Annotated in this window: 28 protein-coding genes and 1 riboswitch; of the genes, 16 read left to right on the forward strand and 12 right to left on the reverse strand. The window is 61.6% G+C overall.

Going from position 1 to position 25,956, the window contains the following annotated elements:
- Positions 1-249: 249 nt before the first annotated feature.
- On the reverse strand, positions 250-3,999 hold the full coding sequence (gene putA / locus QTL94_RS20490) for a trifunctional transcriptional regulator/proline dehydrogenase/L-glutamate gamma-semialdehyde dehydrogenase (protein ID WP_502944167.1): 3,750 nt from the start codon (positions 3,997-3,999) through the stop codon (positions 250-252).
- A gap of 80 nt (positions 4,000-4,079) precedes the next feature.
- Between putA and QTL94_RS20495 the strand changes: the two genes are divergently transcribed.
- Positions 4,080-4,550, forward strand: a complete 471-nt coding sequence (locus QTL94_RS20495) for an Lrp/AsnC family transcriptional regulator (protein ID WP_065692171.1) — start codon at positions 4,080-4,082, stop codon at positions 4,548-4,550.
- 12 nt (positions 4,551-4,562) lie between these two features.
- On the opposite strand, the gene QTL94_RS20500 is transcribed toward QTL94_RS20495, so the two are convergent.
- The gene (locus tag QTL94_RS20500; protein ID WP_065692170.1) at positions 4,563-5,522 is read right to left on the reverse strand and encodes a LysR family transcriptional regulator; all 960 of its coding nucleotides are present in this window, start codon (positions 5,520-5,522) and stop codon (positions 4,563-4,565) included.
- Between the two features lie 117 nt (positions 5,523-5,639).
- Here QTL94_RS20500 and QTL94_RS20505 point away from each other — a divergent pair, with 117 nt between their 5' ends.
- From QTL94_RS20505 to QTL94_RS20525, 5 genes are all read left to right on the forward strand, one after another.
- A complete protein-coding gene (locus tag QTL94_RS20505; RefSeq protein ID WP_065692169.1) occupies positions 5,640-7,040 on the forward strand; it encodes an MFS transporter in 1,401 nt (466 codons plus the stop codon).
- 97 nt (positions 7,041-7,137) lie between these two features.
- Positions 7,138-7,234, forward strand: a riboswitch (TPP riboswitch).
- 51 nt (positions 7,235-7,285) lie between these two features.
- Complete coding sequence (thiM, locus tag QTL94_RS20510) at positions 7,286-8,089, forward strand: hydroxyethylthiazole kinase (RefSeq protein ID WP_065692168.1); 804 nt, start codon at positions 7,286-7,288, stop codon at positions 8,087-8,089.
- Positions 8,086-8,721, forward strand: a complete 636-nt coding sequence (gene thiE, locus QTL94_RS20515; protein ID WP_065692167.1) for a thiamine phosphate synthase — start codon at positions 8,086-8,088, stop codon at positions 8,719-8,721. The genes thiM and thiE overlap by 4 nt, the downstream gene beginning before the upstream one ends.
- Positions 8,718-9,539, forward strand: a complete 822-nt coding sequence (gene thiD / locus QTL94_RS20520; RefSeq protein WP_065692166.1) for a bifunctional hydroxymethylpyrimidine kinase/phosphomethylpyrimidine kinase — start codon at positions 8,718-8,720, stop codon at positions 9,537-9,539. The genes thiE and thiD overlap by 4 nt, the downstream gene beginning before the upstream one ends.
- The gene (locus QTL94_RS20525; RefSeq protein ID WP_289803066.1) at positions 9,536-10,300 is read left to right on the forward strand and encodes a 3-oxoacyl-ACP reductase; all 765 of its coding nucleotides are present in this window, start codon (positions 9,536-9,538) and stop codon (positions 10,298-10,300) included. Before thiD ends, QTL94_RS20525 begins: the two co-directional genes overlap by 4 nt.
- Before the next feature lie 21 nt (positions 10,301-10,321).
- Here the strand turns inward: QTL94_RS20525 and QTL94_RS20530 are convergent, their stop codons facing one another.
- The 3 genes from QTL94_RS20530 to QTL94_RS20540 form a co-directional block, all read right to left on the reverse strand.
- On the reverse strand, positions 10,322-11,170 hold the full coding sequence (locus QTL94_RS20530; RefSeq protein ID WP_289803067.1) for a carbohydrate ABC transporter permease: 849 nt from the start codon (positions 11,168-11,170) through the stop codon (positions 10,322-10,324).
- A complete protein-coding gene (locus QTL94_RS20535) occupies positions 11,163-12,104 on the reverse strand; it encodes a carbohydrate ABC transporter permease (RefSeq protein WP_065692163.1) in 942 nt (313 codons plus the stop codon). The genes QTL94_RS20530 and QTL94_RS20535 overlap by 8 nt, the downstream gene beginning before the upstream one ends.
- Before the next feature lie 66 nt (positions 12,105-12,170).
- Positions 12,171-13,481, reverse strand: a complete 1,311-nt coding sequence (locus QTL94_RS20540; RefSeq protein WP_065692162.1) for an ABC transporter substrate-binding protein — start codon at positions 13,479-13,481, stop codon at positions 12,171-12,173.
- A gap of 210 nt (positions 13,482-13,691) precedes the next feature.
- Here QTL94_RS20540 and QTL94_RS20545 point away from each other — a divergent pair, with 210 nt between their 5' ends.
- From QTL94_RS20545 to QTL94_RS20565, 5 genes are all read left to right on the forward strand, one after another.
- Positions 13,692-14,891 carry an ROK family transcriptional regulator gene (locus QTL94_RS20545; protein ID WP_065692161.1) on the forward strand — a complete coding sequence of 400 codons (1,200 nt, stop codon included), beginning with the start codon at positions 13,692-13,694 and terminating at the stop codon, positions 14,889-14,891.
- 35 nt (positions 14,892-14,926) lie between these two features.
- Complete coding sequence (locus QTL94_RS20550) at positions 14,927-16,027, forward strand: Gfo/Idh/MocA family protein (RefSeq protein WP_065692160.1); 1,101 nt, start codon at positions 14,927-14,929, stop codon at positions 16,025-16,027.
- Between the two features lie 18 nt (positions 16,028-16,045).
- Positions 16,046-16,687 carry a ThuA domain-containing protein gene (locus tag QTL94_RS20555; protein WP_289803068.1) on the forward strand — a complete coding sequence of 214 codons (642 nt, stop codon included), beginning with the start codon at positions 16,046-16,048 and terminating at the stop codon, positions 16,685-16,687.
- Between the two features lie 93 nt (positions 16,688-16,780).
- Complete coding sequence (locus QTL94_RS20560) at positions 16,781-17,062, forward strand: hypothetical protein (RefSeq protein WP_065692158.1); 282 nt, start codon at positions 16,781-16,783, stop codon at positions 17,060-17,062.
- A gap of 96 nt (positions 17,063-17,158) precedes the next feature.
- Entirely contained in the window at positions 17,159-17,830 is a 672-nt protein-coding gene (locus QTL94_RS20565; protein WP_065692254.1) for a spermidine synthase, read from the forward strand.
- A gap of 1 nt (position 17,831) precedes the next feature.
- Here QTL94_RS20565 and QTL94_RS20570 read toward each other — a convergent pair whose 3' ends face one another.
- Genes QTL94_RS20570 through QTL94_RS20580 form a run of 3 tightly spaced genes read right to left on the reverse strand, consistent with a single transcriptional unit; the run spans position 17,832 to position 20,931 of the window.
- Positions 17,832-18,629 (reverse strand): HpcH/HpaI aldolase family protein, encoded by a 798-nt coding sequence (locus tag QTL94_RS20570; protein ID WP_289803069.1) that lies wholly within the window; start codon positions 18,627-18,629, stop codon positions 17,832-17,834.
- Positions 18,630-18,649: 20 nt separating this feature from the next.
- Positions 18,650-19,510, reverse strand: coding sequence for a sugar phosphate isomerase/epimerase family protein (locus tag QTL94_RS20575; RefSeq protein WP_289803070.1), 861 nt, complete (start codon positions 19,508-19,510; stop codon positions 18,650-18,652).
- 50 nt (positions 19,511-19,560) lie between these two features.
- Positions 19,561-20,931: an amidase gene (locus QTL94_RS20580; protein ID WP_289803071.1), complete on the reverse strand. Its 1,371-nt coding sequence runs from the start codon at positions 20,929-20,931 to the stop codon at positions 19,561-19,563.
- Positions 20,932-21,154: 223 nt separating this feature from the next.
- Here QTL94_RS20580 and QTL94_RS20585 point away from each other — a divergent pair, with 223 nt between their 5' ends.
- The gene (locus QTL94_RS20585) at positions 21,155-21,472 is read left to right on the forward strand and encodes a hypothetical protein (RefSeq protein ID WP_065692154.1); all 318 of its coding nucleotides are present in this window, start codon (positions 21,155-21,157) and stop codon (positions 21,470-21,472) included.
- Between the two features lie 64 nt (positions 21,473-21,536).
- Positions 21,537-21,974, forward strand: coding sequence for a DUF1810 domain-containing protein (locus QTL94_RS20590; protein ID WP_065692153.1), 438 nt, complete (start codon positions 21,537-21,539; stop codon positions 21,972-21,974).
- Here the strand turns inward: QTL94_RS20590 and QTL94_RS20595 are convergent.
- Together QTL94_RS20595 and QTL94_RS20600 are read right to left on the reverse strand one after the other, a co-directional pair.
- Positions 21,971-22,159, reverse strand: coding sequence for a hypothetical protein (locus tag QTL94_RS20595; protein ID WP_065692152.1), 189 nt, complete (start codon positions 22,157-22,159; stop codon positions 21,971-21,973). The genes QTL94_RS20590 and QTL94_RS20595 overlap by 4 nt on opposite strands.
- Positions 22,160-22,237: 78 nt before the next feature.
- A complete protein-coding gene (locus tag QTL94_RS20600) occupies positions 22,238-22,861 on the reverse strand; it encodes a TetR/AcrR family transcriptional regulator (RefSeq protein WP_065692151.1) in 624 nt (207 codons plus the stop codon).
- 130 nt (positions 22,862-22,991) lie between these two features.
- Here QTL94_RS20600 and QTL94_RS20605 point away from each other — a divergent pair, with 130 nt between their 5' ends.
- The 3 genes from QTL94_RS20605 (at position 22,992) to QTL94_RS20615 (ending at position 24,288) form a co-directional block, all read left to right on the forward strand.
- The gene (locus tag QTL94_RS20605) at positions 22,992-23,201 is read left to right on the forward strand and encodes a hypothetical protein (protein WP_065692150.1); all 210 of its coding nucleotides are present in this window, start codon (positions 22,992-22,994) and stop codon (positions 23,199-23,201) included.
- A gap of 191 nt (positions 23,202-23,392) precedes the next feature.
- The gene (locus tag QTL94_RS20610) at positions 23,393-23,842 is read left to right on the forward strand and encodes a MarR family winged helix-turn-helix transcriptional regulator (protein ID WP_342587896.1); all 450 of its coding nucleotides are present in this window, start codon (positions 23,393-23,395) and stop codon (positions 23,840-23,842) included.
- Positions 23,843-23,886: 44 nt separating this feature from the next.
- Positions 23,887-24,288 (forward strand): DUF1398 domain-containing protein, encoded by a 402-nt coding sequence (locus QTL94_RS20615; RefSeq protein WP_065692148.1) that lies wholly within the window; start codon positions 23,887-23,889, stop codon positions 24,286-24,288.
- A 14-nt stretch (positions 24,289-24,302) separates the two neighbouring features.
- On the opposite strand, the gene QTL94_RS20620 is transcribed toward QTL94_RS20615, so the two are convergent.
- The gene (locus tag QTL94_RS20620) at positions 24,303-24,980 is read right to left on the reverse strand and encodes a YoaK family protein (protein ID WP_065692147.1); all 678 of its coding nucleotides are present in this window, start codon (positions 24,978-24,980) and stop codon (positions 24,303-24,305) included.
- Between the two features lie 78 nt (positions 24,981-25,058).
- On the reverse strand, positions 25,059-25,895 hold the full coding sequence (locus QTL94_RS20625; protein ID WP_502944168.1) for an alpha/beta fold hydrolase: 837 nt from the start codon (positions 25,893-25,895) through the stop codon (positions 25,059-25,061).
- Positions 25,896-25,956: the final 61 nt, after the last annotated feature.

Genomic DNA, 25,956 nt, shown 5'->3' on the forward strand with positions numbered 1-25,956 from the left:
CCGCCTCGGCAGCAGCCTGAAGTCCACGGGATCCGCACCTTCTCATTTTCTTATATTTGACTGACCGGTCGGTTTATGCAACCCTTTTTTATCGATGCATGAACCACGCGTCATCGACCGACAGGTCGTTGCCGGACGCGCCGTGAAATATCGCTCCTGAAATGAAGCATATCAAGTTGGAAATCACACCCCGGGCAGGGTGTGATCCGGCTGCCTGGTATGGCAGCGTGTTGTTCTCGATGCCTGGCGTCAGCCGATCGACATCAGGCTCGCGTTGCCGCCCGCTGCTGCGGTGTTGATCGACGTCGACACCTCTTCAAGCAACCAGTTGAGGCAGTAGGCCTCGGGATCGGTGGCGAGCTCCTGCGTGGACGCCGACTGTGTCAACAACAACGGCCCCGGCATCGCGGCAATCTTCTGTAGCATGGCCGAGACCTGTCCTGCGTCGCCCTCGATCAGTGCGCCGGACATTGGCTCCGGCTGAGCGAGCGCGTTGGCCCATGAGATCCTTTGCGCCACGCTTGCTGGAATTCCCTGCAAGCTGGATTGCAGGCTCGGATCGCAATCGATCACAGCCGTGTTCCCGGTGGCGAGGACGGAAGCCACCTGGCGACGCAGCCCGACTGCGGTAACGGGCGCGCAGTAGATCGCCCCGCGCGCGTGCAGCGCATAGAGATTGCGTTCGCCGACCGGGCCAGCGAGCTCGCTGTGCAGGCCAAGTGCCGACTGGCTGCCCAGCGTGCGCGCCATTTCCGCCTCGTCCTCGAGGCCCTGCTGGTCGAGCCACTTGGCGAAATCGGAGAGAACCGGATCGCTGTAGACCGAGCTGTGCTGCGGCGGGATCGGCGGCGTAGTGACGAGACGACCGAGATAAAGCGGCCCGCCGGCCTTGGGGCCGGTACCCGACAGTCCGCGACCACCGAACGGCTGCACGCCGACAACGGCACCGATGACGTTCCGGTTCACGTAGAGATTTCCGGCTTTGACGCGCGACGTGACATTGGCAATGGTTTCGTCGAGACGGGTATGCAGGCCAAACGTCAGGCCGTAGCCGGTGCCGTTGATGTTGTCGATCAGCCGATCAAGGTCCTGGCGGCGCCAGCGGATGACGTGGAGGACCGGCCCGAAGACCTCGCGCTTCAGGTCGGAGATTTCCTGAAGTTCGATGATGGTCGGTGCGACGAAGGTGCCGTGCTGTGCCGCCTGCGGCAGCTGCACGCGCTCGACGCTGCGACCGAGAGCCTGCATCGAGGCAACATGCGTTTCGATGATATCCTTGGCGTCGGCGGTGATTACCGGCCCGATATCGGCGGCAAGGCGATTGGTATTGGCGATCGACAGCTCGCGCAAAGCACCCTTGAGCATAGCCAGCGTACGGTCTGCAACGTCTTCCTGAAGGCAAAGGATGCGCAGAGCCGAGCAACGCTGCCCAGCGCTATCGAAGGCCGAGGCGATGACGTCGCCTACAACCTGTTCGGCAAGCGCGGAGGAATCGACGATCATCGCATTCTGGCCGCCGGTCTCGGCGATCAGGGGAATCGGACGACCGTCCTTCGAGAGCCGCTTTGCAAGCTCAGCCTGGATCAGGCGGGCAACCTCGGTCGATCCGGTGAACATTACCGCAGCGGTTTCAGGCGCGGCCACCAGCGCGGCCCCTACCCGGCCATCGCCTGGCACCAACTGCAGGACGTCGATGGGCACGCCTGCTTCGTGCAGGATCCTGACGGCTTCTGCAGCAATCAGCGGCGTCTCTTCGGCAGGCTTCGCCAGCACCGGGTTGCCGGCGACGAGCGCGGCTGCAACCTGCCCGCTGAAGATGGCCAGCGGGAAGTTCCATGGGCTGATGCAAACGACCGGGCCGAGCGGCGCATGAGACGGCCCCAGCGTACGGCGGGCCTGTTCGGCGTAGTAGCGCAGGAAGTCGATGGCTTCGCGGACTTCCGCAATCGCATTCTGCACGGACTTCCCGGCCTCGCGGATGATCAGGCCGAGCAGCGTTTCGATACGGGCCTGCATCAGATCGGCAGCGCGGTCGAGCAGCGCCGCTCTGTCGCCGGGCGATACCGTTGCCCATGACGGTGCCGCGCCCAGCGCCGCCGCCGCCGCGGCAGACGTTTCCTCGAGACTTGCTTCGCGAACGCTGCCGACGAGATCGCGCTTGTCGGCAGGATTGAGAACATTACGCGGGGCACCGGGATTGATCGTCTGGCGAGGGGTGGCCGTCCAGCCGCCGGTGGCGCTTGCCTTCAACGCGTCGGTCAGTTGCTGCAGCACGGCTTCATTGGAGAGATCGAGGCCTTCCGAATTCTTGCGCAGGCCGTAGAGGTCCGCAGGCAGCGCAATCTTGTCGTGCTTCTGGCCGACGATCGCCATCTTTGAAACGGCTTCGACCGGGTCGGCGACCATTTCCTCGATCGACACGTTCGGATCGGCGATCCGGTTGACGAAGGAGGAGTTCGCGCCGTTTTCCAGGAGGCGGCGCACCAGATAGGCAAGCAGCGTCTCATGGGTACCGACCGGCGCGTAGATCCGGCACGGACGGTTCAGCTTCTGGCGGCCGACGACCTCGTCGTAAAGCGGTTCGCCCATGCCGTGCAGGCACTGGAACTCGTATTTGCCGGTGTGATAGTCCGACCCCGCCATCTGATAGATGGTCGCCAGCGTCTGGGCGTTATGGGTGGCGAACTGCGGGAACACCGCATCGGTTGCCGCCAGCAGCTTCTTGGCGCAGGCGATGTAGGAAACGTCGGTGTAGACCTTGCGCGTGAAAACAGGGAAGTCTTCAAGACCGTCGACCTGGGCGCGCTTGATTTCGGCGTCCCAATAGGCGCCCTTGACCAGGCGCACCATGATGCGGCGGCCGGCGCGGCGGGCGAGATCGATGATATAATCGAGGACGAACGGGCAGCGCTTGCCATAGGCCTGAACGACGAAGCCCATGCCGTTCCAGCCGGCAAGATCGTCGTCGAGGCAAAGGGCTTCAAGAAGATCGAGCGACAGCTCCAGCCGGTCGGCTTCCTCCGCGTCGATGTTGAGGCCGATATCATAGGATTTCGCGATCAGCGCCAGAGCCTTCACCCTGGGCAGCAGTTCGGCCATGACACGCGAGCCCTGGGCGCGCGAATAGCGCGGATGCAGCGCCGACAGCTTGATCGAGATGCCGGGGCCTTCATAGATGCCACGGCGATCGGACGCCTTGCCGATCGCATGGATCGCCGTTTCGTAGTCCTTGTAGTAGCGCTCCGCGTCGGCGCCCGTCGTTGCCGCCTCGCCGAGCATGTCGTAGGAATAGCGGAAGCCGCGCTGCTCAAGCGCCTTGGCGCGCTGCAAGGCTTCGTCGATCGTCTCGCCGGTGACGAACTGCTCACCCATCATGCGCATCGCCATGTCGACACCGCGCCGGATGACCGGCTCGCCGCAACGCGCGATCAAGCGTGTCAGTGCTGCCGAAAGGCTGCGATCGTTGACCGTGGAGGTCAGCTTGCCGGTGACCACGAGACCCCAGGTCGCCGCGTTGACGAACAGCGAGCGCCCGCCGCCGAGATGGGCCTTCCAGTCACCCTCGGAAATCTTGTCGCGAATGAGAGCGTCACGGGTCGCTGTATCCGGGATACGCAGCAGCGCCTCGGCAAGACACATCAGCGCCACGCCTTCCTGGCTGGACAGCGAGTACTCATGCACGAGACCTTCCACGCCAGTGCCCTTGTGCTTGGCGCGGAGCGCTTCGACCAGCTTGCGCGCCGTCTCGGCCGCAGCTTGCCTGACCTTCTCGGGAAGAGCCGCAGCAGCAACGAGCCGCGGGACGCAGACCGTCTCGGGCGTCCGGTAAGCATCCGTGATTGCCTTGCGTAGTTCGCTCTGCGGTCGGATCGCCGGGGCAAAACCATCAAAAGGATTTGCTGCGCCTGGCGCCTGTTCTAGAGTGGATTCAGCGACTACAGCGCCTTCATTGATCGTCATCGTTTGCTCCTGATCCGGACGTGCCTCAAGATAGCAGATGTGAAAAAGTCAATTTTACTTGATTTGGCGCCACGATTTCTGTAATTCGCCATTAAATCGTCGCTCTAAAGGTAATAACTGTGGCCAGCTCGGTTCAAGGCAGAGAAATCGACCAATTCGATTACAAGATAATCGAGGCACTGATGAGCGACGGCAGAATGTCGGTTACCGACCTTGCAAAACACGTCGGCCTGTCGAACACGCCTTGCCAGGTCAGACTGAAAAGGCTGATCGAAGACGGCTATATTCTCGGCTTTCGCGCCATCATCGACGTCAATAAGCTTGGCAGGAATCACGTCGCGTTTACAGAGGTGAAACTCTCCGACACCAGGGAAAATGCCCTGAATGCGTTCAATGTCGCCGTCCGGAAGCTTCAAGAAGTGGAGGAGTGCCATATGATCGCCGGCGCCTTCGACTACCTCCTCAAGATCCGCACTTCCGATATTGCAAACTACCGGCAAGTTCTCGGCGAGAAAATCTCCAGCCTGCCCTTCGTTGCCAACACCTCGACCTTCGTTGCCATGGAGGCAATCAAGGAAAACGGAACCTGAGGCAGCCGGGGTTCAGGCTGCCATCGACACGCCCATGCTGCAGCCCGATGCCTTGAGGGCTGCCGAAACGACCTCGATGAACAGGCTGCGGAACCAGACGGACCGCCCGTCGGCGCGATCGACCCGTCGATAGAGCATCGTCACCGGATCGGCCGGCAACTCCAGTGGCGGTGCCGAGATCGCCAATCCATGCAGTTGCGCCATACAGCGAGCAATCGATTCAGGAATGGTCGCGATCGCCGGCATGGCACGAAGCGCTGTCGGCAGCGCGGAGAAGCGCGGCACTGTCGCCACCACCTGGCGACGCAGCCCGGCCCGGCCGAGCGCCACGTCGATATTGTTGACGCTATTGCCTTCGAACGAGACCGTGACGTGCGCGGCCCCGATGAAATCCTCGATCTTCAACGGCGCCTTGAGGTTCAACTGACCGGGATCGTAGACGCAGACGGATGATTGACTGAACAACGGCGCGCGGATGTGCCACGATGCCGGCTCGTCATGCACCGCGACGCTGAAGTCATATTCGCCTTCGTCCAGCATGCGTGCCGCGTCCCGCTTGTCGGACGCCACTCCGATCAGCCGGGCGCCAGGTGCTACCTCGCGCATGCGCGCGATCAGCGGGCCGAAGAACGCCGACTCCAAATTGTCACACATGCCGATCTTGAACTCACCCTGCCAACTTGCCGGGTCGAAGGCTGCCGGCGGCCTGATAGCGCGTTCGATCCCGGAAAGGGCATCCTCGATCGCTGGAGCGATTGCAAGCGCCCGTGGGGTCGGCTGCAACCCGCGTCCAACCCGCACGAACAGCTCGTCATCCAATGTCTCGCGCAGCCGCTTCAGCGCCGCGGACAGACCTGGTTGGCCAAGAAGCAGCCGCTCGGCCGCACGGCTGACGTTGCGCTCCTGCATCAACACGGAGAAAGCCAGCAGCAGATTCAGGTCTATTTTTCGAAGGGTCGCATCATTCATCATTTCTAGCAATACCTGACATGGTTACTATCAATTTGCAATAGGTTTGGGAGATGTACATTTTCTCGTTCCTCTGGCGTCAGCACCTCCCGCGCGCCAGCACAGAAGGAACGATCACCGATGACTATTTCCCAATCCAAAGGCGGAGCCGGGCTAGCGTTGCTGCTGCTCTGCGCCGCCAATTTTCTTGATGCGATGGATGTCTCAACGATCGGCGTGGCACTCCCGGCCATTCAGGCCGAGCTCGGCATGAAGGCGACCTCGCTACAGTGGGCGGTTAGCGCCTATGTGCTCGGTTATGGCGGCTTCCTGCTGCTTGGCGGCCGTGTTGCCGATGTTTTCGGCCACCGTCGTGTCTTTCTCTGGTCGCTCGGCGTCTTCGCTGCGGCCAGCATCGCCGGCGCCTTCGTCGATAGCGGTCCGACCTTGATTGCCGCGCGCCTGATCAAGGGTATTGCCGCGGCCTTCACCGCCCCGGCGGCTCTGGCACTCCTGCTCTCCGTGTTCGGCGAAGGAAGCGCCCGCGCGAAAGCGCTCGGCGTCTTTGCCTCGACCGGCGCCACCGGTTTCGTTCTCGGCATGGTTCTGGGTGGTGCCGCCACAATCTTCAGCTGGCGGGCGACGCTCATAATGGGTGCTCCGGTTGCGCTTATCGCGCTTGCCCTTGCACCGTTCGTGCTGCCTGCCGATCAGCGTCGGACAGGCCCGCGCCCGTCGTTCGACTGGGCCGGCGCGCTGACGATCACCCCCGGCCTGCTGCTCTTCGTATTCGGCATCACCAATGCGGCCGCTTCCGGTTGGGCCGCGTTTCCCACCTGGGGGTCATTGCTCGCCGCATTGATCCTGATCGGCCTCTTTCTTCTGGTCGAGTCGCGCCATGCCGAGCCAATGGTACCGCTTGGCATCTTCCGCCGCGCCAAGCTTAGCCATGCCAACGCAATTGCCGCCCTCTTCCAGGGCGTCTATGTCGGCTTCCAGTTCATTGCGACGCTCTACTACCAGAACGTCATTGGCTGGTCAGCCTTTGCGACTGGGTTCTGCTTCGCCTTCGGCGGCGTCTGCGTGATGTTCCTCGCGCCGCGCTTTGCGACGATCGCACAGAACCGTGGCACCACCGGACTGATGACGCTTGGTGTCGCCTTGCAGGCCTTCAGTTACATCTTCTGGATCCTGAGCGTCGGCCAGATCAACCCCATCTGGCTGGTCGCATTGTCCCAGATCCCGCTTGGCGTCGGTTATGCGATGACATACCCGTCCGTTCAGGTCGCAGCCCTGTCGGATGTTGACGAAGACAAGTCGGGCCTAGCGTCCGGGCTACTCTTCGCCTCCTTCCAGATCGGCGGCGGCATCGTGCTCGCGGCAGCGTCCGCAATTTTCGGCGCGGCTTCCAACTGGGGCTGGGACCCGTATTTTGCAGGGATCACCTTCATCGCCACCCTGGCGGCGGTGGTGACCTTGGCAGCCGCATTGGGCCCTCGGACGTCCTCGTTGCGTGACGACGTCTACCAGGCGGCCGAATAGTCCTTGGGCAGCCAAGAGATCGGTACAAGATGCCGCGGAAGCCTGCGGCATCCATTTTTGTGGTGACAGGCACCGCCTTCTCTGCGAAAACATCCGCGATGAGAGACAGGGGCGCACGCCGGAAGGCGGGCTGAGAAGTACCCTTTGAACCTGAACCAGATAATGCTGGCGGAGGGAGTCGCTCGGGACTTTCCCGCCCTTTGCGTGTCGTCCCTCGCGTCTCGCCCCCGCTTGAAAGGGGCAATATGCAAGACCAGACATCACCGGGCAGGCAGCTTGAAGCCTTGCGCGCACAGCCGCCGCTCGTGCACTGCATCACCAATTTCGTCGCCATGAACATAGCCGCCAACGTGCTGCTGGCAACGGGCGCTTCGCCGGCCATGGTTCACGCCGAGGAGGAAGCCGGCGAGTTCGCCGGCATCGCCGGTGCGCTGACGATCAATATCGGAACGCTGTCTGCCGGATGGATGCGAGGCATGTGTGCTGCCGCCGCTGCCGCAAGCGACAATCGCAAACCTTGGGTGCTCGATCCGGTCGCCCACTATGCCACGGCTTTCCGGCGGCAGGCGGTGGCGTCGCTGCTTGAACTTCACCCCACAATCATCCGCGGCAATGCTTCCGAGATCATCGCGCTCGCCGGCGGTGCGAGCCGGGGCCAGGGTGTCGACAGCCGCGATCCCGTCGAGCAGGCCGAAGCGTCCGCGCGGCTTCTGGCAGAGACGGATGGAACTGTCGTTGCCGTTACTGGCGCCACGGATTTCGTCACTGACGGCACCAGGGCGGTTCGCATCGATGGTGGCTCGCCATGGATGCCTCAAGTGACGGCATTGGGTTGCTCCCTGACCTGCCTGGTCGGCGCGTTTGCTGCCATCAGCCCCGATGCGCCCTTCGAAGCAACGATCGCGGCGCTTGCGGTGTTTGCTGTCGCCGGCGAGGCGGCAGCAACCGAGGCACAAGGTCCGGGCTCGTTCTCAGTGCGCTTCCTCGACAGCCTCGCGCGCATCGACGGTGCGTTCCTCGACAGACACGCAAGGATCCGCCAAGCATGAAACAGTTCGACCTCTCGCTATACCTTGTCCTCGATCCCGATCTCTGTGCCGGTATCGGCATGGTCGAGACGGCCCGTGCGGCGGTTGCAGGCGGTGCGACGATCGTGCAGTTGCGCGACAAGCATGCCGACACGGCGCGGATGATCGAGACCGGGCTGGCATTGAAAGCCGTGCTGTCAGGCACGGGCGCAGCACTCATCGTCAACGACGATGTGGACGCGGCGATCGCCATTGGAGCCGATGGGCTCCACATTGGCCAGGACGACCTCGGCGCGCTGGCTGCGCGCGAGCGCATCGGCCCTGATATGATCCTTGGCCTTTCGGTCGAGACCGAAGCGCTGGCGGCTGCTGTGGATCCTGACATCGTCGATTACGCCGGGATCGGACCGGTGTTTGCGACCGCCACCAAACCCGACCACAAGCAGCCGATCGGCTTTGACGGCCTCGCGCGGCTCGTCGATGTCTGCGCGGTCCCTTCAGTAGCGATCGGCGGCCTGAAGGCCACGCATGTCCGCGATGTCTTCGCTGCCGGCGCCGGCGGGCTGGCCGTCGTCTCCGCGATTTGCGGTACGGGCGATCCGGAAGCCGCCGCCCGCGATATTGCCGATATCATTCGAAAGGCACGGAGATGATCCGCAACGTCTTATCCATCGCCGGCTCCGACCCTTCCGGCGGCGCAGGCATACAAGCCGATCTCAAGGCCTTCGCGGCCCGCGGCGTCTATGGCATGGCGGCACTCACCGCGCTCACCGCGCAAAACACGCAGGGCGTTTCCGGTGTGCACCTCGTGCCCGCCGGCTTTGTTGGCGACCAGATCCAGGCGGTTTTCGCAGATGTGAGGGTCGATGCCGTCAAGATCGGCATGATCGCCAATGCCGAGATTGCCGATGCCGTCGCCGAGGTGCTGCAATCCCACCGCGACATCCCAATCGTTCTCGACCCGGTGATGGTCGCAAAGGGCGGCGCCAATCTTCTCGATCCCGAGGCTGTGGATGTGCTGACGCGGCGGCTGCTGCCGCTCGCCACGCTGCTGACGCCCAACCTTCCAGAGGCTGCAGCATTGCTTCATCTGCACCCAGCGGAAAGTCGCGCGGAGATGGCCGACCACGCACAAAGGCTGCGCGCATTCGGGCCTCACGCCGTGCTCGTCAAGGGCGGCCACCTTGCCGGCCCCGATAGTCCGGATGTCCTGGCGACCGCCGATGGGGTGAGCTGGTTCGAAGCCGCCCGTGTACCAACGGCGAACACCCATGGCACCGGCTGCACGCTCTCGAGTGCGCTGGCCGCGGAACTCGCGAAGGGCAAGGCCCTGCCCGAAGCGATCGGCACAGCCAAGGCCTATCTGGCCGCAGCCGTCGCTGAGGCCGATACGCTCGACGTCGGAACGGGACATGGGCCCGTCCAGCATTTTCATGAACTTTGGAAGCTCACAGAAGGACACTCGAAATGACACTAGCGCTCAGCGAACAGACGGTCATCGTCACCGGTGGCGCCCGCGGTCTCGGTGCGGCCATCGCCACAGCCTTTGCCCGTGAAGGAGCGAAGGTCGCTATCAACTATCGCAATAGCCGCAACGAAGCCGAAGCGCTGGCTGAAAGCCTCGGTGACAGGGCCAAGGCGTTTCAGGCCGATATTCGCGATGCCGAAGCGGTCAGACGCATGGTGTCTGACGTCACGAACAGCCTGGGCGCGCCGACCACACTTGTGCACAACGCCCTCACCGATTTCAGCTTCAACGGCGATCAACGGCCGAAGCTTGATCAGCTCGCATGGGAGGCGATGACGGCGCAACTCGACACGGCCGTGAAGGGAGCATTGAACCTGATCCAGTCGGCACGACCGGCCATGGCCGCGGCCGGCTTCGGGCGCATCGTGACGATCGGCACCAACCTCTTCCAGAACCCGGTCGTTCCCTATCACGACTACACGGCGGCCAAGGGCGCCCTCCTGTCGCTGACGCGCACTGCGGCGGCCGAACTCGGGCCACTCGGCATCACCGTCAACATGGTGTCTGGCGGCCTGTTGCGGACGACCCAGGCAAGCAGTGCGACCCCTGACGCAGTGTTTGACCTGATCGCCGCCAGCACACCGCTTCGCCGGGTGACGACGCCGGAGGAAGCGGCCGACGCGGTTCTCTTCTTCGCAAGCCCCTGGGCACGTGCGGTCACCGGGCAAAACCTCATCGTCGACGGTGGCCTCGTCTTCGGCTAGCCACCGTCACGCCCGTTCGCGTCAGGACTTGACCGCTCCCGCGGTCAAGCCGGCGATGATATGCTTCTGCGCCAGAAAGAAGACGACGATGGTCGGCACGATGGTCAAGGTGATGAAGGCAAGCACCAGCTGCCAGGCTGTTCCGAACTCACCGCGATAGACCATGATGCCGAGCGGCCAGGGATACATCTTCTCCGAATTCAGCATGATCAGCGGCAGGATGTAGCTATTCCAGCTGCCGACGAAGGAAATGATGCTAACGGTTGCGATGATCGGGCGCGAGAGCGGCAGGCAGATGTGCCAGAAGAACCGCATGTAGCCGCAGCCATCGACAATGGCGGCCTGGAACAATTCTTCCGGAACGTTGCGAAAATAGTTTCTGAAGAGAAGGATGCTCATGCCGAGCCCGAAGGCGACCTGCGGCAGCACTACGCCCCAATAGGTGTTGAGCAATCCGAGATCACGGATACGAATGAACAACGGCAGGATCGCGGTCGCAGCCGGAAACATCAGCCCGATCAGAAAATAGTTCAGCAGGAAATCCGCGCCGAAGAAACGCACATGCGCGAAGCTGAAGGCTGCCATCGCCGACACCGAGACGGTGAGAAACACCGTCAACGCGGCGATGATCAGCGAGTTGACCATCTGCCGCCAGTATCGGTCGCCAAACAGAATGTCGGTATAGTTCTCCGCATGCCACTCGACCGGCAGGCCGAAGGGATTGGTGCGTAGGTCACCCAGATCCTTGAAACCGCCAAGTGCCGTGGTCATCAGCGGGATCAGCACGATCGCGGAGATGATGACCAGCGAGGTGTAGAGGTAGACTTTGGTACCGGCGCTAAGCCGCTCGGATGTGACGACGTCAGTCATGGCGCATGAATATCCGTTTGTAGCCGAAGGCAAGGGTGACGCAGATCAGGAAGAGAACCACGCCGACGGCGCTTCCAAGCCCGACCTGCATGCGGGCGACACCGAAATTGAACAGGAACGTCACCATCGTCTGCGTCGCATTGAACGGCCCACCGCCCGTCAGCGGCATGATGAGGTCGAACAGTTGCAGCGAACCTACGACGGCAAAGAACACCGACAGGCGCACCGTCGAACCAAGCAGCGGCAGGGTGATATAGCGGAAACGCTGCCATCCGCTGGCGCCGTCGATCTCCGCGGCCTCGAGAACGCTCTTGTCCAGCGATTGCAGGCCGGCGATGAAGAGCATCATGTGGAAGCCGAAATACTTCCAGACGATCACGCCGAGCACGGCGTACATCGCCAGGTCCTTGTCGGCCAGCACATAGGGCGTCTCGACGCCGAGCAGATGCGCGATTGACGCGAAGAGGCCGTAATCGCCGTCATAGACGAAACGCCAAATGAGGCCGGCTGCGACATCCGCAAGCACATAGGGCAAGAAGAAGATCAGGCGGAAAAGCACGACACCGGCGATGCGATGTGCCAGCATCATCGCCAGCCATATTGCCAGCGGGATCTGGATCGCGATCGAGATGACCATGATCATCGCGTTGTTCTTCAGCGCGGTGACGAAGGCACCGTTTTTGAACAGAAGTTCGAAGTTGCGCAGGCCGACATACTGCGTCGGGAGCCCGTAGCCGTCCCATTTATAAAGGCTGTACCAGGCCGCCTCGCCCATTGGCAGGATGACGAAGATCGAAAACAGGAGCAACGCCGGCGGCAGAAACAACAGCAGCACCGGCAGGCGGCCGGACACGGCGGGGTGCTTGCGCCGGGCGGATGCCGTGGCTGGAACGCGCAGGGGCCGAATGGCGGTGGCGGCGCTGACATTGGCCATGGGTGACCTCATCTTCCGAATAGAAAATAGCGGCGCGAGAAATCTCCCGCGCCGCGATGGTCCTGATCAGAACTGATCCTGCTCGAAAGCGTCCTGGATCTGCTGGGCACCGTCCTCCGAACTCATTTGTCCGGAGACGATCGCAACCGACACGTCGTTGACGACGCGTCCGACGGAAGGTCCGAGATCCTGGTCGAAGAAGTTCTGGTGCCAGGTCGAATGCGCCAGCTGTTCGGCGGATTCATGCAGCAACGGATCGGTCACGCCGTCTTCGGCTCCTACCGCGACCGGAATGATCATGCCGGCCTTGGCCATGGTCCGCTCGTTCTCGGCATTGGTGAGATAGGCCAGGAAGTCGAGCGTTTCCGGCGGCGCCTTCTTGGTGACCGCCCAGCCGTTCAGGCCACCGAGCGTATCGGTCACAGCCCCTGCTCCACCAGTGACCGCCGGGAAGGCGAACCGGCCGATATTGTCACCAGCCAGACCCTTCTTGTCGCCGGAATTGGTGCGCTGGTTTGCCTCGGTGTTCTGGAAGCCAAGGATCATCGCTGCCTTGCCGTCACCGAAGACACCAAGCGTCTGCGGCCATGTGGCGCCGAGATAGCCTGGCTGGAAGGGCTCTAGCTTGCCCAACTCGGCGAGTTGCTCGCCGGCCTTGATGACTGCCGGATCTTTGAAGCCCTCGCCCTGACCATTCTTGGCCGCATCGAAGACCTTCTGGCCGCCGTCGCGCATCACGAGGTAGCTCCAGTAGAAATGGATCGGCCATTTCTCGCCGCCACCGCCAGCGATCGGCACGATGCCGGCATCCTTGATCTTCTTCACGGCCGCCAGGAAGTCATCCCAGGTCTTGATCGTCGTGGCATCGACGCCAGCCTTCGCGAACAACGCCTTGTTGTAGAAGAATGATACCGTGCCGACGCTATATGGTACCGCGCCGATCTTTCCGTCGTAGCTCAAGCCCTTGACGGAAGCGGGATTGTAGCTCTTCAGCCAGGCGCCATCCTTGGCGTTCATGGCCTCCGTCAGGTCCATCAAGGCGCCGGTCGCAAGCTGCTGTTTCAACACGCCGCCGCCCCAGCTGTAGAACAGGTCAGGCGCGTCGCTGGACTGCAGCAATGTCGGAAGCTTGGCCTTGAACGCCTCATTTTCCAGGAACTGCATCTCGACCTTCACGCCGGGATGCTCGGCCTCGTATTTGCCGACGATCTTCTGCCAGACGGCGAGGTAGTTCGGATCGATTTCGAGATGCATCCACTTGATCGTGGTATCAGCCGCGGCACTGCCGGCGGCAATCAGAAGCGCCAGTCCGGTGGCAGCGGAGCGGGCAATGAAACGGCTGCGAAGCAGGGCTTTCGCCCTCAGATTGTCAAACATGGGTTCTCCTCCTGAAGGGGAAAATCGTCCTCTACAATTTTTTCCCTTATGCGGATTAAATGATCGGGAGGTTTGCCAGAATGTCAACTCCCCTCCTTGAAATTGGTAGATTTGCCTTGACAAGGCCATGAATCCTGAAGCTATTTAATTCGCATACCGACGAAAATATCGCCTGTTTCGACAGAAGCAAGAAGAGCCTGGCCAGACCAAATGAAGACCGCAGATCCGGAATTGATGCGCGCGATCAATCGCTTGAACGTGCTGGATACGGTCCGCCGGCATGGGCCGATCTCCCGCGTCGAGATCAGCGAGCGCACGCAGCTGTCGACGACAACGGTTTCGGCCATCACCGCCTCGCTGCTCGACGACGGTCTCATCCTGCCGCGCCATGAAGGCGATATCCGCAACGAGGCAGCGCGCGGTCGGCCCCGGGTCATGCTGGAGCTCAACCCTGACGCCGCCCGCGTCGTCGGCGCAAAGATCGCGGCCAACAGGCTGGTTTTCGTCGTCACGGATTTTCGCGGCGACGTGCTGTCAAAGCTGACCCTGCCGATCCGCATCGACCGCCAGCCGATCGGCGTGATTGCCGATCTCGTCGAAGACGGCGTGCGGCGCTGCGTCGTCGATGCCGGCCTGTCGCTGGAGGACGTCGACACCGTCTGTCTCGGCCTGCCGGGTGTGATCGAGCACCGCACCGGGCATGTTCGCAGCAGCCCGATCTTCCGCGACACCAACGTCGATTTCGCCGCCGAGATGACGGCCCGGCTGAATACGCCGACGATCGTGGAAAGCGATGCCCATGCCATTACGCTGGCGCACCACTGGTTCGGCAAGGCCCGCGACCTCGAGGACATGGTGCTGATTTCACTGGAACAGACGCTGGGTCTTGGTGTGCTCCATGGCAACCAGCTGTTTCGCGGTGCCGGTGGCCTCAGCCACAATCTCGGCGACCTCGTGCTCGGCATGGGACCGCGCGGCATCGTGCGCCTGTCGAGCCAGGCGGGGGAAAGCGAAATACTGGGAGAGCAGCCGGTGGGCGGCCGCTTCGCTGAAGCCATCCGGCTCGGGCGCGGCATGACGCACGCCCAGGCGCTCATCAAGGCCGAAGACAATACGCTGATCAGCGCCGCCATCCGGGCTGGCGAGGCCGTCGGTGTTGCTGTCGCCAATATCGTCACGATCTTCGCGCCGCCGCGCGTCATTCTCGTCGGCTCCAGCCTTGCGCTTGGCGAGCCCTTCCTCAACAGCCTGCGCAATGCCTACGCCCTCGCCATCCCCCCGTCCCTGCAAGGGGTCGCGGAACTCGTCTTTGACGATTCGACGGATGACTTCTGGGCGCAAGGGGCGGCAGCGGTCGCGCTCTACGAACTCTACGAGTCACCCTGGAACACCACAGGACCTGCGCTCTAGCGCACAGCATCGAACAATCCATCGGGAGGAAAACAATGGAAAAAGTCGGTATCGGCATCATGGGGTGCGGCAATATTTCCGGCGCCTATCTGAAGGCGATGGCCTCTTTCCCCATCCTCGACATCCGGGGCGTGGCCGACCTCAATCATGCATTGGCCGAAGCTAAGGCCGCCGAGTTCAACGTACCGGCGCGAAGCATCGACCAGCTCTTTGCCGATCCAAAAATCGAGATCATCGTCAATCTGACGGTCCCGAAGGCGCATGTCGCGGTTGGCCTGCAGGCGCTGGCCGCCGGCAAGCACACCTATTCGGAAAAGCCGCTCGGCATCAACTTCGCCGAGGGCAAGACGCTGGCTGACGCTGCAAAGGCGAAGGGTTTGCGGATCGGTGCGGCCCCCGACACCTTCCTCGGCGGCGGCCACCAGACGGCACGTACGTTGATCGATCAGGGCGTTATCGGCCAGCCGGTGGGCGGAACGGCGACCTTCATGTGCCCTGGCCACGAACGGTGGCATCCGAACCCGGCCTTCTACTACGAGGTCGGCGGCGGCCCGATGCTGGATATGGGACCCTACTATATCACCGATCTCGTCAACCTGTTTGGCCCGGTCGCCCAGGTCGCCGGTTTCGCGGTGACTCCACGCAAGGAGCGCATCATCACCAGCGAACCCCGCAACGGCGAGCATATCCCGGTGCACGTTCCCACGCACGTCTCTGGCCTCATGGCTTTTGCCAACGGCGCGGTCGTGCAGATCGGCATGAGTTTCGATGTCGCTGGACACAAGCATGTGCCGCTGGAAGTCTATGGCACGGAGGGGACGCTGATCGTTCCCGATCCCAATCATTTTGGCGGCGAGGTCGAACTCCTGAAGAAGGGCGGCGCCTTCGAACAGCAGCCGCTGAGCGCACCTTATGCCGACGGCAATTACCGCTCGATCGGCGTTGCCGACCTCGCCCATGCCATTCGCTCCAATCGGCCCCACCGGGCAAACGGCAACCTCGCGCTGCATGTGCTCGAGGTCATGGAAGCCTTTCATACCGCCTCGGAAACGGGACGCACGATCGCCATTACAACGCAGACCGAACGGCCCGCGCCGCTTTCGGAATCCCTCGTCGACGGACGGCTGGGCAAGTAATCATCAGGAGGAAATAGCATGCGCGAAGCACTGATCGTATGGGGCGGATGGAGCGGTCACGAGCCGCAGGAATGCGCTGCCATCATCAAGGACATTCTCGAGGAGGATGGTTTCAAGGTCTATGTCGAGCACACGACCGAAGCCTTTGCCGACCCCTCCGTGCATGACCTTTCGCTGGTCGTCCCGATCGTCACCATGTCGAAGATCGAAAAGGAAGAGATCAAGAACCTTGCAGCCGCCATCGAGGGTGGGGTCGGCCTGGCCGGCTGCCATGGCGGCGCAGGCGACAGCTTCCGCGATTGCGTGGAATACCAGTTCATTGTCGGTGGCCAGTGGGTTGCCCATCCCGGCAACATCATCGACTACACCGTCAACATCACCCGTCCTGACGATCCGGTCATGGAAGGGATCGCCGATTTCCCCTACACCTCCGAGCAGTACTACATGCACGTCGATCCCTCGAACGAAGTGCTGGCAACAACCACATTTACGGGTGATCACGCCTACTGGATCGACGGTGTCGTGATGCCCGTTGCCTGGAAGCGCAAGTATGGCAAGGGACGCGTCTTCTACTCTTCGCTCGGGCACCAAGCCAAGGAGTTTTCGGTGCCTCAAATGCGGACCATTTTCCGCCGCGGCGCGAACTGGGCGGCGCGCTAGAGCAGTACGAAATAGGTAACGCGCGTCTCTGGTCCAAGACCGGTTCGCGCGCTATCTTTTTACCTGTTCAAAGAACGCGAAGAGGTTTCGATCATGTACAAGCTTATCGCAATGACCTCAATCATCACACTTGGCTTTGCCGGCAGCATCTTCGCCCAGGCCAACATGGGCATGGACAGCAGCGGCCGCTTCGATGGTTCCGCTCCGCTCGGGACGTCACGTGGAGACGAAGCGCCCAGTGGAGGCTTCGCCATCCCGTTCGATGCCTTCGAAACGGGTAGCACCACCAATACGCCAAAATCCATCCAGTGGACCTGCCCGCCAAACCAGCGCCACACCAGGACGACCAACCCGGCATGCGTGGATAACCGGTAGTCTGCAGAACACGCCATGATGCCGCGATCCTTGTTTAAGGTTCGCGGCGGTGTTGTTTTGTGCTACGGGGCGGCTTCAACGCGAGGCCCGACCGACATGCTCCCCTGGATCCAGCTCGATTCCGCTCCCATTCCCGGAGAGGCCGGCGAATTGCGCCTGAAGCAGCGCGGCAGCGAGTTTTCAATCATGCTCGGCTCCAACGAGCTGATGAACAGCCGCTTGAGCGGATCGGAAGAAGCGCTTGCGACGCTATCCCACGACAGGATCAAGGATCGGGCTCGGCCGCAGATCCTGATCGGTGGCCTCGGCATGGGCTTCACGCTGCGCGCGGCGCTCGCCATTCTGCAGCCGGATGCCAGTGTCGTCGTTGCCGAGCTCGTGCCAGCCGTCATCGCCTGGGCGCGTGGTCCGATGGCCGAAGTGTTCAAGGGTTGTCTCGACGACCCGCGCGTCACGATCCATCAAGGCGATGTCAGTGCCCTCATCCGCTCCAGCAAGGCGAAATTCGACGCCATCCTTCTCGACGTCGACAACGGGCCTGATGGCCTGACGCGACGATCCAACGACGGCCTTTATGATTTCAACGGACTGCGCGCATCCCGCGATGCCTTGCGAAAAGGCGGTGTCCTTGCCGTCTGGTCGTCCGGTCCCGATGCCAGCTTCACCCGCCGGATGCGCGATTGCGGCTTTCAGGTCGAAGCGATCAATACGCGCGCAAACGGAAAACGTGGCGGAGCCCGCCACGTCATCTGGTTGGGCGTGCGGTAACTCAGCCCGCCTGGACCTTGCGCGCCGCCGCGATCGCACTGGCGGCGCCAGAACGCAGCTGTTGCGTGTCCGCGCCGGCAATGACGAAATCAAAGCCCATTTTCAGCAGTTCGCCAGCCCGTTCACCGTTGCTTCCGAAGACGCAGGCGAATTTTCCATGCGCACGGCATCGCGCGATGAGATGCTTGAGAACGGCATCCATCTCCGGCGTGTCGGGCGCGAGCTTGGCCCCGTTCGACAGCGCGATCGACAGATCGGACGGCCCAACGAAGATGCCGTCGATGCCTTTCACGCGCAGAATTTCATCTGCGGCATCGAGCGCCGCTCGCGTCTCGATCATCGCGATAGCCACGGTCTCTTCATTCGCGGTCGCGAGATAGGTGCTTGGCGAAAGACCCGTGTGGTTGACGGCCAGCGTCGGCCCCCAGCTGCGCTCGCCGAGCGGCGGATACTTCGTTGCCTTGGCAAATGCCTCAGCGTCGGCGACCGAGTTGATCATCGGCGCGATAATGCCGGAAGCGCCCGCGTCGAGCAGTCGTGATGCCAGGGCAAAATCGCCGACCGGAATACGCGCTACCACCGGCTTACCAGCCAAACGCCCCTGGCCGATGCCGTTAGCGGCCGCCGCCATGTCCCAGACGCCGTGTTGCAGATCCAGCACAACCGCATCGAAGGCTTCCTGCGCCAGATGGTTGACGAACAGGGGATCCGGAATTCCGACCCAGGCGGAAATCATTCCACCGCCCTCGCCGCTTCTGATCCGCTTCGCGAAGCCCTCGATCGTGGTTGAACCGCTCATGCCAGTCTCCTTTTTGCAGCTCAGCCCACGGCTCGCCGCTTTTCCTCATAAAACTCTTCGATAAACGCCTTCTGCAGCAAAATCCCGTCCCACTCGTCGGCGAAGAACGGAGAATCGTAGATCAGCGTATAGGGGCCTTCGTATCCAGCCTGCCGGCACGCTTCGAGTGACCTGCGATAATCATCGGCATCGAGGCCGGACGCGTTGTAGTCTGCCTTGGCGTGGCAGATTTCGGCGCGGCGCATGATATCGGCGAGGCCGGCATATTTCGCCGGCGCCGACCAATTGCCGAGATCGCCGTTGAGCCCGATCTCGCCGCCAGTGCGATCGAGCAGCCAATTCATCTCACGGGGCGACGGCAGCAGATCGAACCAGTTTTCGGTGACGACACGCACGCCGCTTCCCTGCGCCTGAGCCGCCAGCCAGGAAAGATGCCCGGCCGCCCGGGTCAAGTTCTCGTCGGTCGGCGCCTGTTTTCCTGCAATGACGCGCATGTTGTCCGCGCCGAGCGCTGCAGCAATCTCGACCCAGCCCGCAATCCAACGGATGTCGCGCTCAGCTGTCTGTAGGTTGCTCGGATCGCCATCCTCGACGAGCAGCGTCTGCAACCGCACGCCGGAGCGCGCCAGCGCGTCGCGCAGTTCCGCGATATAGGCGCGGTCAAGGCTCGGCAGATGGAAAGAGCACATCTCGAGCCGACCAATCCCCCGATCAGCCAGCTGCTTGGGGATCTCGATCAGTTCGGCAGCACCCGGCCCATAGGGTTCCTTGCGCGCGGCGCTCTTATCCGGGTCCGGGCTGTAGGGATAGGTCGCCCCCAAAAGTCGGTGCAGCGACCACGTCGAAACGGCGAACCGTCCATTTTCCAGATTCTGAGCCATGCATTCTCCTCCTCGCTCCTCGCCTATCTAGGCAGCAACGCCTTGGAATTTCAAACGAAATCTCCCCGAACCACCGCTTCTGCCGAAAGTGCCATTCCGAGCAGCGCCTCGTCACGGTTCCCGACTGCAGAAAGCAGGAGACCGACGGGCATTTCGGCGTCGCCGGTGCCGCAGGGGATCGACACACCGCACCAGTCCAGGAAGTTTCCGAGCATGGTATTGCGGAGCGTCTTGCCGTTGGTCGAGACAAAAAGCGCGTCGTCGACCTCGAGCGGCGCAATCGGTGGCGCAACATGGGCGACACTGGGGAATGCGACAAAGCTGTTGGCGAGCAACCGTTCAACGTTATCTATCAGACGTTCGCGCGCTTCGAGCAGTGCGAGATAGTCGGGCAAGCTGATCGTCTCGCCGAGCCGGGTACGCATGACCACGCGAGGATCCATGCCGGCGACCTCCGGCCCCGCCAGGCGCTCGCGATGCAGGGCGAAGGCTTCGGCAGTTGCCAGCGCCCCATGCTTGGCCATCACATCGAGTATCTCGTCGAAGGCCGGGATGGTGACCCTGCTGATCCTGGCTCCCGCTTTGGCCAATCGCTCGAGCGCGGCCTCGAAGGCGGCAACGACACCGGCCTCCGCTCCCTCGAAAACAACGTTCGTCGGCACGACGATATCAATCCCGTTGATTGCGCCATGGTCGACATTCGGGGCTGTCAGACCTCTCATTGCCGCGTCGATCCACACCGCATCCTGGACGGTCCGGCAAAGCGGGCCGAGCGAATCGAGGCTTTTCGCCAGTGGAAACACTCCATCCATGGAATAGCGGCCGCGCGTTGCCTTGTAGCCAACGATGCCGTTGAAAGCTGCCGGGATGCGTACGGATCCGCCCGTATCTGTTCCCATGGCCACGGGCGCAAGCCCGGCCGCGACCACGACGCCGGCGCCTGACGACGAACCGCCGGGAATGCGGGGCACATCTCGGCCATGCGGATTGTGCGGTGTTCCGTAGTGCGGATTGACGCCGAGGCCCGAGAAGGCGAACTCGCTCATATTGGTGCAGCCGAGTGAAATCATGCCGGCCTGCTTCAAGGCGGCGACGACTGCTGCATCCGTTTTCGCCGCCGGCGCTTTGGCAAGTATCGTCGAGCCGGCCGTCGTCGCGCGCCCCTCGATATCGAAGAGATCCTTCCAGGCGATCGGAATTCCATCGAGCACCCCGAGCGAGCGCCCAGCCTTCAGGCGCGCAGACGATGCTTTTGCCTCCGTCAGCGCCCGATCCTTGAGCAAGGTGGTGAAGATCGACTGGTCTGGATGACGCTCGATCCCATCGATAACCGCTTCAGTCACCTCGACCGGATCGACCGCGGCACTCTGGATGAGAACGGAAAGCTGCGCTACCGACATCGAGCCAAATGTTTTCGTCATAGGGTTATCCGAGAAATTGGATGGTGCCCGACCTAAGCCGAATTTCTGCTTCGAGCCAAGCCCAGAAACCAGATCAAACCGATTGGTTCGATTTTATGAACACTGAGTTTGTGTATTCGGTCTTTCACTTTGTCGGCTGCCAACACACATGGGGGTCGCGTGCGCAAACCGCCGGTCCGACTGCGTCGGCCCAGGCGGCTGGTGCTATATAGGAGTTTTAGAAATGGCTAGCAGCGAGATTTGGGATCCGGCGACGGGCAATTTGGTGCATCGTCACACAGCGGATGGACAGACAGGCAGTGAGGCTGAATATGAATATGTCGAACACGCCCGGCAAATCGGCGCAAATCGCCTTTCCCTCGGCGAAACACTTCTTGTTTTTGGAGCATTGATACTACTCGGCATTGCAGCCCTGACAGTTCATCTGGGTGGGCCTCTGGCATCTCCAATCGACACCCAGACCGTCGGCGCGATTTCCGAATCCCTTCCAGCGGTCGATTTTTGCCGCGAGCATAGCCCCTACCCCGACAAGTCCTGCTGATCAGACTCCAAGGGCATGGAAATCCCCGATTGCCGATATAGTTAGGTGCAAGGGAGGGCCGGACATGTCCGCTGTCATCGACTACGATCTCGACCGCTTTATCGACGCACAGAATGGCGTCTACGCCAGGGCTCTGGAAGAGCTCAGGTCGGGACGCAAGCGGTCACACTGGATGTGGTTCATCTTCCCTCAGATTGCGGGGCTCGGTACGTCCTTCATGGCGGAAAAATATGCGATCCGCTCCGCGGAGGAGGCGACGGCCTATCTGGCCGATCCAATCCTCGGCAGCCGACTGGTCCGCTGTGTCGAGGCCGTGTTGGGCAACACCGGCGTCTCCGCGCATGATATCTTCGGCTCTCCTGATGATCTGAAGCTCTGCTCGTGCATGACCCTGTTTGCCGCGATCAGCGATCATGGATCGCCGTTTCATTCGGTGATCGATCGCTTCTTCAACGGCGTCTTCGACGAGCGCACCATACAGCTGCTGGACGCGGCTTCCTAGGCGGATGGCGAGTGTTCCAGCTGTTCGATTTCCTCGGCGATCTCTTCGAGCCGTAGACGAAGATCGTCTCCCGTGCCGTCGTTGATCTCTTCATCTCCGAAGCAATCGCGCGCATCATACAACTCGAGCTTTGCTTCCAACTCGGCCCGCTTGCGATACAGGTGATGGAGATAAGTGTAGTTCATCTCGGCGCTTCACTTGTGCTTTCCAGATACTGGAAAACGGCCGCAAAGCGGTAAGGTTCCAACGAACGGGCCGGCAAATCAGGCGAAAGCCGTGATCGCCGCATTGCAGGCGTTGGAAAAATGGCTGCAACAGCTGTCGCTTCCCATTGCCTGATGCGTCACGCGCGCCCCCTCCAGGAGAAGGGTCAGCGTATCAGCAAGGAGTTTGGGTTCGCGCGCACCGGCTGCAAGACAGAGTGCCTCAAGCCTGTCGCGCTGTTCGGCCTTGTGGCGCTCGATGACGCCATAGGCCGGATGCCCCTCGCCTTTCAGCTCGATGGCCGCGTTGGCCAGGTCACAGCCGACATGCTGACCGCAAAGGCTCTGGGTCCGGGCTTCCACCCAAGCGACCAACTGCGCGCGCGGCTCACCCGGATGGGCCGCCTCGAGATCACGCCAGATCGCCTCTGCCTTTTCCGAAGCGCGGCGCAATGTTTCGCACACGAGTTCGTCCTTGGAGCCGAAGTGACGGTAGAGTGTCATCTTGTTGGTCAGCGCTGCGTCAGCGATGGCATCAACGCCAATCCCGCGAATACCGTGCTCGCGAAAAAGCTCGGCTGCGGTGGACACAATTCGCTCCCGCGGGGGGATCTTTTCGTTTGTGTTAGCCAAAGATAGAACGCTCGAAGTTTCTGATTTTTTTGAGGACAAGGTCCTTGACATCCATGTGACCGATCGGTAACAAATGCATTGTTACTTACCGGTAACACCACTTCTTGCGGAAGTCAATGCCGAGAGGGCATTGCAACAGGAGTGGAACACGGGCGACTGCCCACGAAAGGAGGAATGCGCCATGACAAAGACCAGAAACGACCTGACAATATCCGAAGCCCTTCGCGACCCACTGATCGCCATGGTGATGCGCGCCGATGGCGTGAAGCTTGACGATTTCAAGCAACTCCTCGAGACCGCGGCCCGCAAACGCGAGCAACGCGTCTCCCCCGTGAGCAAGTTCCTGAACGTGATTTCGAACAATCCGGCTGCGACCTGCAGCTATTGCTGAGTTTCGGGCTTTTCCCTGCCCCTGCAAGGGCCGTCGCTGATGAAGCGGCGGCCCTTTCTGTTTGACCCATCGGCGGAAACAAATGACCGTCTACGGGCAGCGCCACCGCCTCTCGGTATACGGTCGACGATATTGGTTGACTAGGAAACCATATCGGTTTAGTTTCCTTGTCAACAAATGAGGTTGTCGCGTTGCCTGTCTCCGATCTGAAGAAACACACTGGCTACTGGATGAGGATGGTTTCGAACGCCGTCTCATATGACTTTGCCAGAAAGATTGCCGCGGAAGACGTCACCGTCGCCGAATGGGTCTTCATGCGTTCGCTGTACGACGCAGAAGCGCTGGCGCCATCGGCATTGGCCGAAAAAATGGGAATGACCAAGGGGGCGATCAGCAAGCTGGCCGATCGGCTCCTAGCAAAAGGCCTTGTCGGGCGCACCGACAATGAGAGGGATAAGCGGGCACACAGCCTCTTCCTCACAGAGGACGGGCGCAACAAGGTGCCACGCCTGGCCTCCCTCGCCGATCAGAATGACACCGAATACTTCGGCGTTCTGAGTGCCGACGAACATGCATCGCTCGAACGGATATTGAAAGCCCTTATCGAGCGACGGGGATTGACTGATATTCCCGTGGAATAAGCATTTCCAGATTTACGGGACCTCAAAAAGTAAGGATCACCGCGATGGACGCGGAACGCATGTCGATTGCCAAAACCTGCCTCGATGCCGCCCACGACGGCACTCTCAGTTTCCCGGAAATCGTGGGCCGACTGATCAAGGCGGGCTTCGAAGGCTACAGCGTGGATTATCGGCGCAATAGCCAAGTCTATTACATGCCCGACGGGGATAGCGTGATGTTCGACATGAAAGCGCCCAACGCTCCGGTCGCCGCCGCCTTTGATCCGATTGCTGTCGCGCGATTGGTCCGCTGGGCGCAGGCGAATCCGCCAGATTACAGTTACAACGCCTTTTGCGAGCAGGTGAAGGCGGCTGGGTGCGCGGGCTACATGGTCTCATTCAGCGGCCGCCGTGTCCTCTATTTCGGCCGGACGGCCGAAACGCATGTCGAACATTTTCCGAATTGATCGCCGGTGAGGGCTTAGCCTTCCGAGCCCGCCGGGTTGAGGAACAATCCCAGGGCGGCGGTAACGGCAGGCACAACGAAGGCAGCGGCGGGAGCTACAATGAAGCCGAGCGCTCCGAGCCCGCAGCCAACGGCAAAGGCGATCACGGCGACAATCATCCGCTTGATACGGGCCGCCGCCGCGGTGGTCTGTTCGCCTTTGACGCCGACCAGGAGATCCGCCAGATCCAGCATGATCTGGGTTGTCGTTCCCGTCATCAGCGTCGACGGCGGCGCCTTGGGGAAATGCGCCCGGTGGACGGCATTCTGGATTGCCATGGCTGAGACAAGCGTCATGCCGACGACCAGCATGACAAGGCTTTCGCTGGCAACAAACGTGCCATGATAGAGGGCATAGGCGCCAACAGCGGCCAGCAGCAGGAATTTGACGAAGAGAAGCGGCCTGACCACCGGCAGGTTCCGCCGCTGCAGGCAGATGCCTGCTAGGCGAGATAGAAAGACGACTACACAGAAGACCGGAAGGGCTAGAAGCTTGGGAAGGGCGCCGGCCGTGCCGAGCGCAACCGTCGCGCCGAAGGTCACGAAGTTGCCGGTTACATGGGCGGTAAACAGCCCGGAAAGGGCGAGGAAGCCAAGCGTGTCGACGTAGCCGCCGTTGAAACTCAGCAGAAGCGGGAGGGAGGGGGATTTCATGAGGCTATCCGATCGTTTCTGTTCTTTGCCGGGGGAGGTCCACCGCCTGCGAGCGGCGGCGGACCAATGCTTGGGTTGTTATGCCTTGATGAAAGCCAGAAGATCTGCGTTCAGCACGTCGGCATTGACAGTCAGCATGCCATGCGAGAAGCCGGGATAGGTCTTCAGCGTGCTGTTCTTCAGAAGCTTCGCAGATTTCAGAGCAGAGTCGGCAATCGGTACGATCTGGTCATCCTCGCCGTGCAGGACGAGCGTCGGGACGGAGATCGACTTCAGGTCGTCGGTCTGGTCCGTTTCGGAAAAGGCCTTGATGCCGTCATAATGCGCCTTGGCGCCGCCCATCATGCCCTGCCGCCACCAATTCTGGATAACGCCCTCCTGAACCTTGGCGCCGTCGCGGTTGAAGCCGTAGAACGGTCCTGCCGGAACATCGCGGAAGAACTGCGCGCGGTTTGCGGCAAGGGCTGCACGGAAACCATCGAAGACCTCGATCGGCAGGCCTTCAGGATTGGCGTCCGTCTTCAGCATCAGCGGCGGAACGGCGGAAACCAGAACAGCCTTGGCGACGCGACCGGCCGGCTCGCCGTGTTTGGCGACATAGCGGGCGACTTCGCCACCACCTGTCGAGTGTCCGATATGGATGACGTTCTTGAGGTCGAGGGCCTCGACGACCGCGAAGGCGTCCGAGGCATAGTGATCCATGTCATGGCCGTCGGAGACCTGAGCCGAGCGGCCGTGGCCGCGGCGATCGTGAGCAATAACGCGGTAGCCCTTGGAGAGGAAGAACAGCATCTGCGCATCCCAGTCGTCCGACGACAGTGGCCAGCCATGATGGAACATGATCGGCTGAGCGTCCTTGGAACCCCAGTCCTTGTAGAAGATTTCGGTGCCGTCTTTGGTGGTGATAAAGCCCATGGTCTTGTTTCCTTCGATTGAGGTGGAGGTAGAGGAGGAAGCCGCGTTGGCGGCGGAGTTG

Source organism: Rhizobium sp. S96, from assembly GCF_030382195.1.
In the GTDB taxonomy this organism is placed as follows: domain Bacteria; phylum Pseudomonadota; class Alphaproteobacteria; order Rhizobiales; family Rhizobiaceae; genus Rhizobium.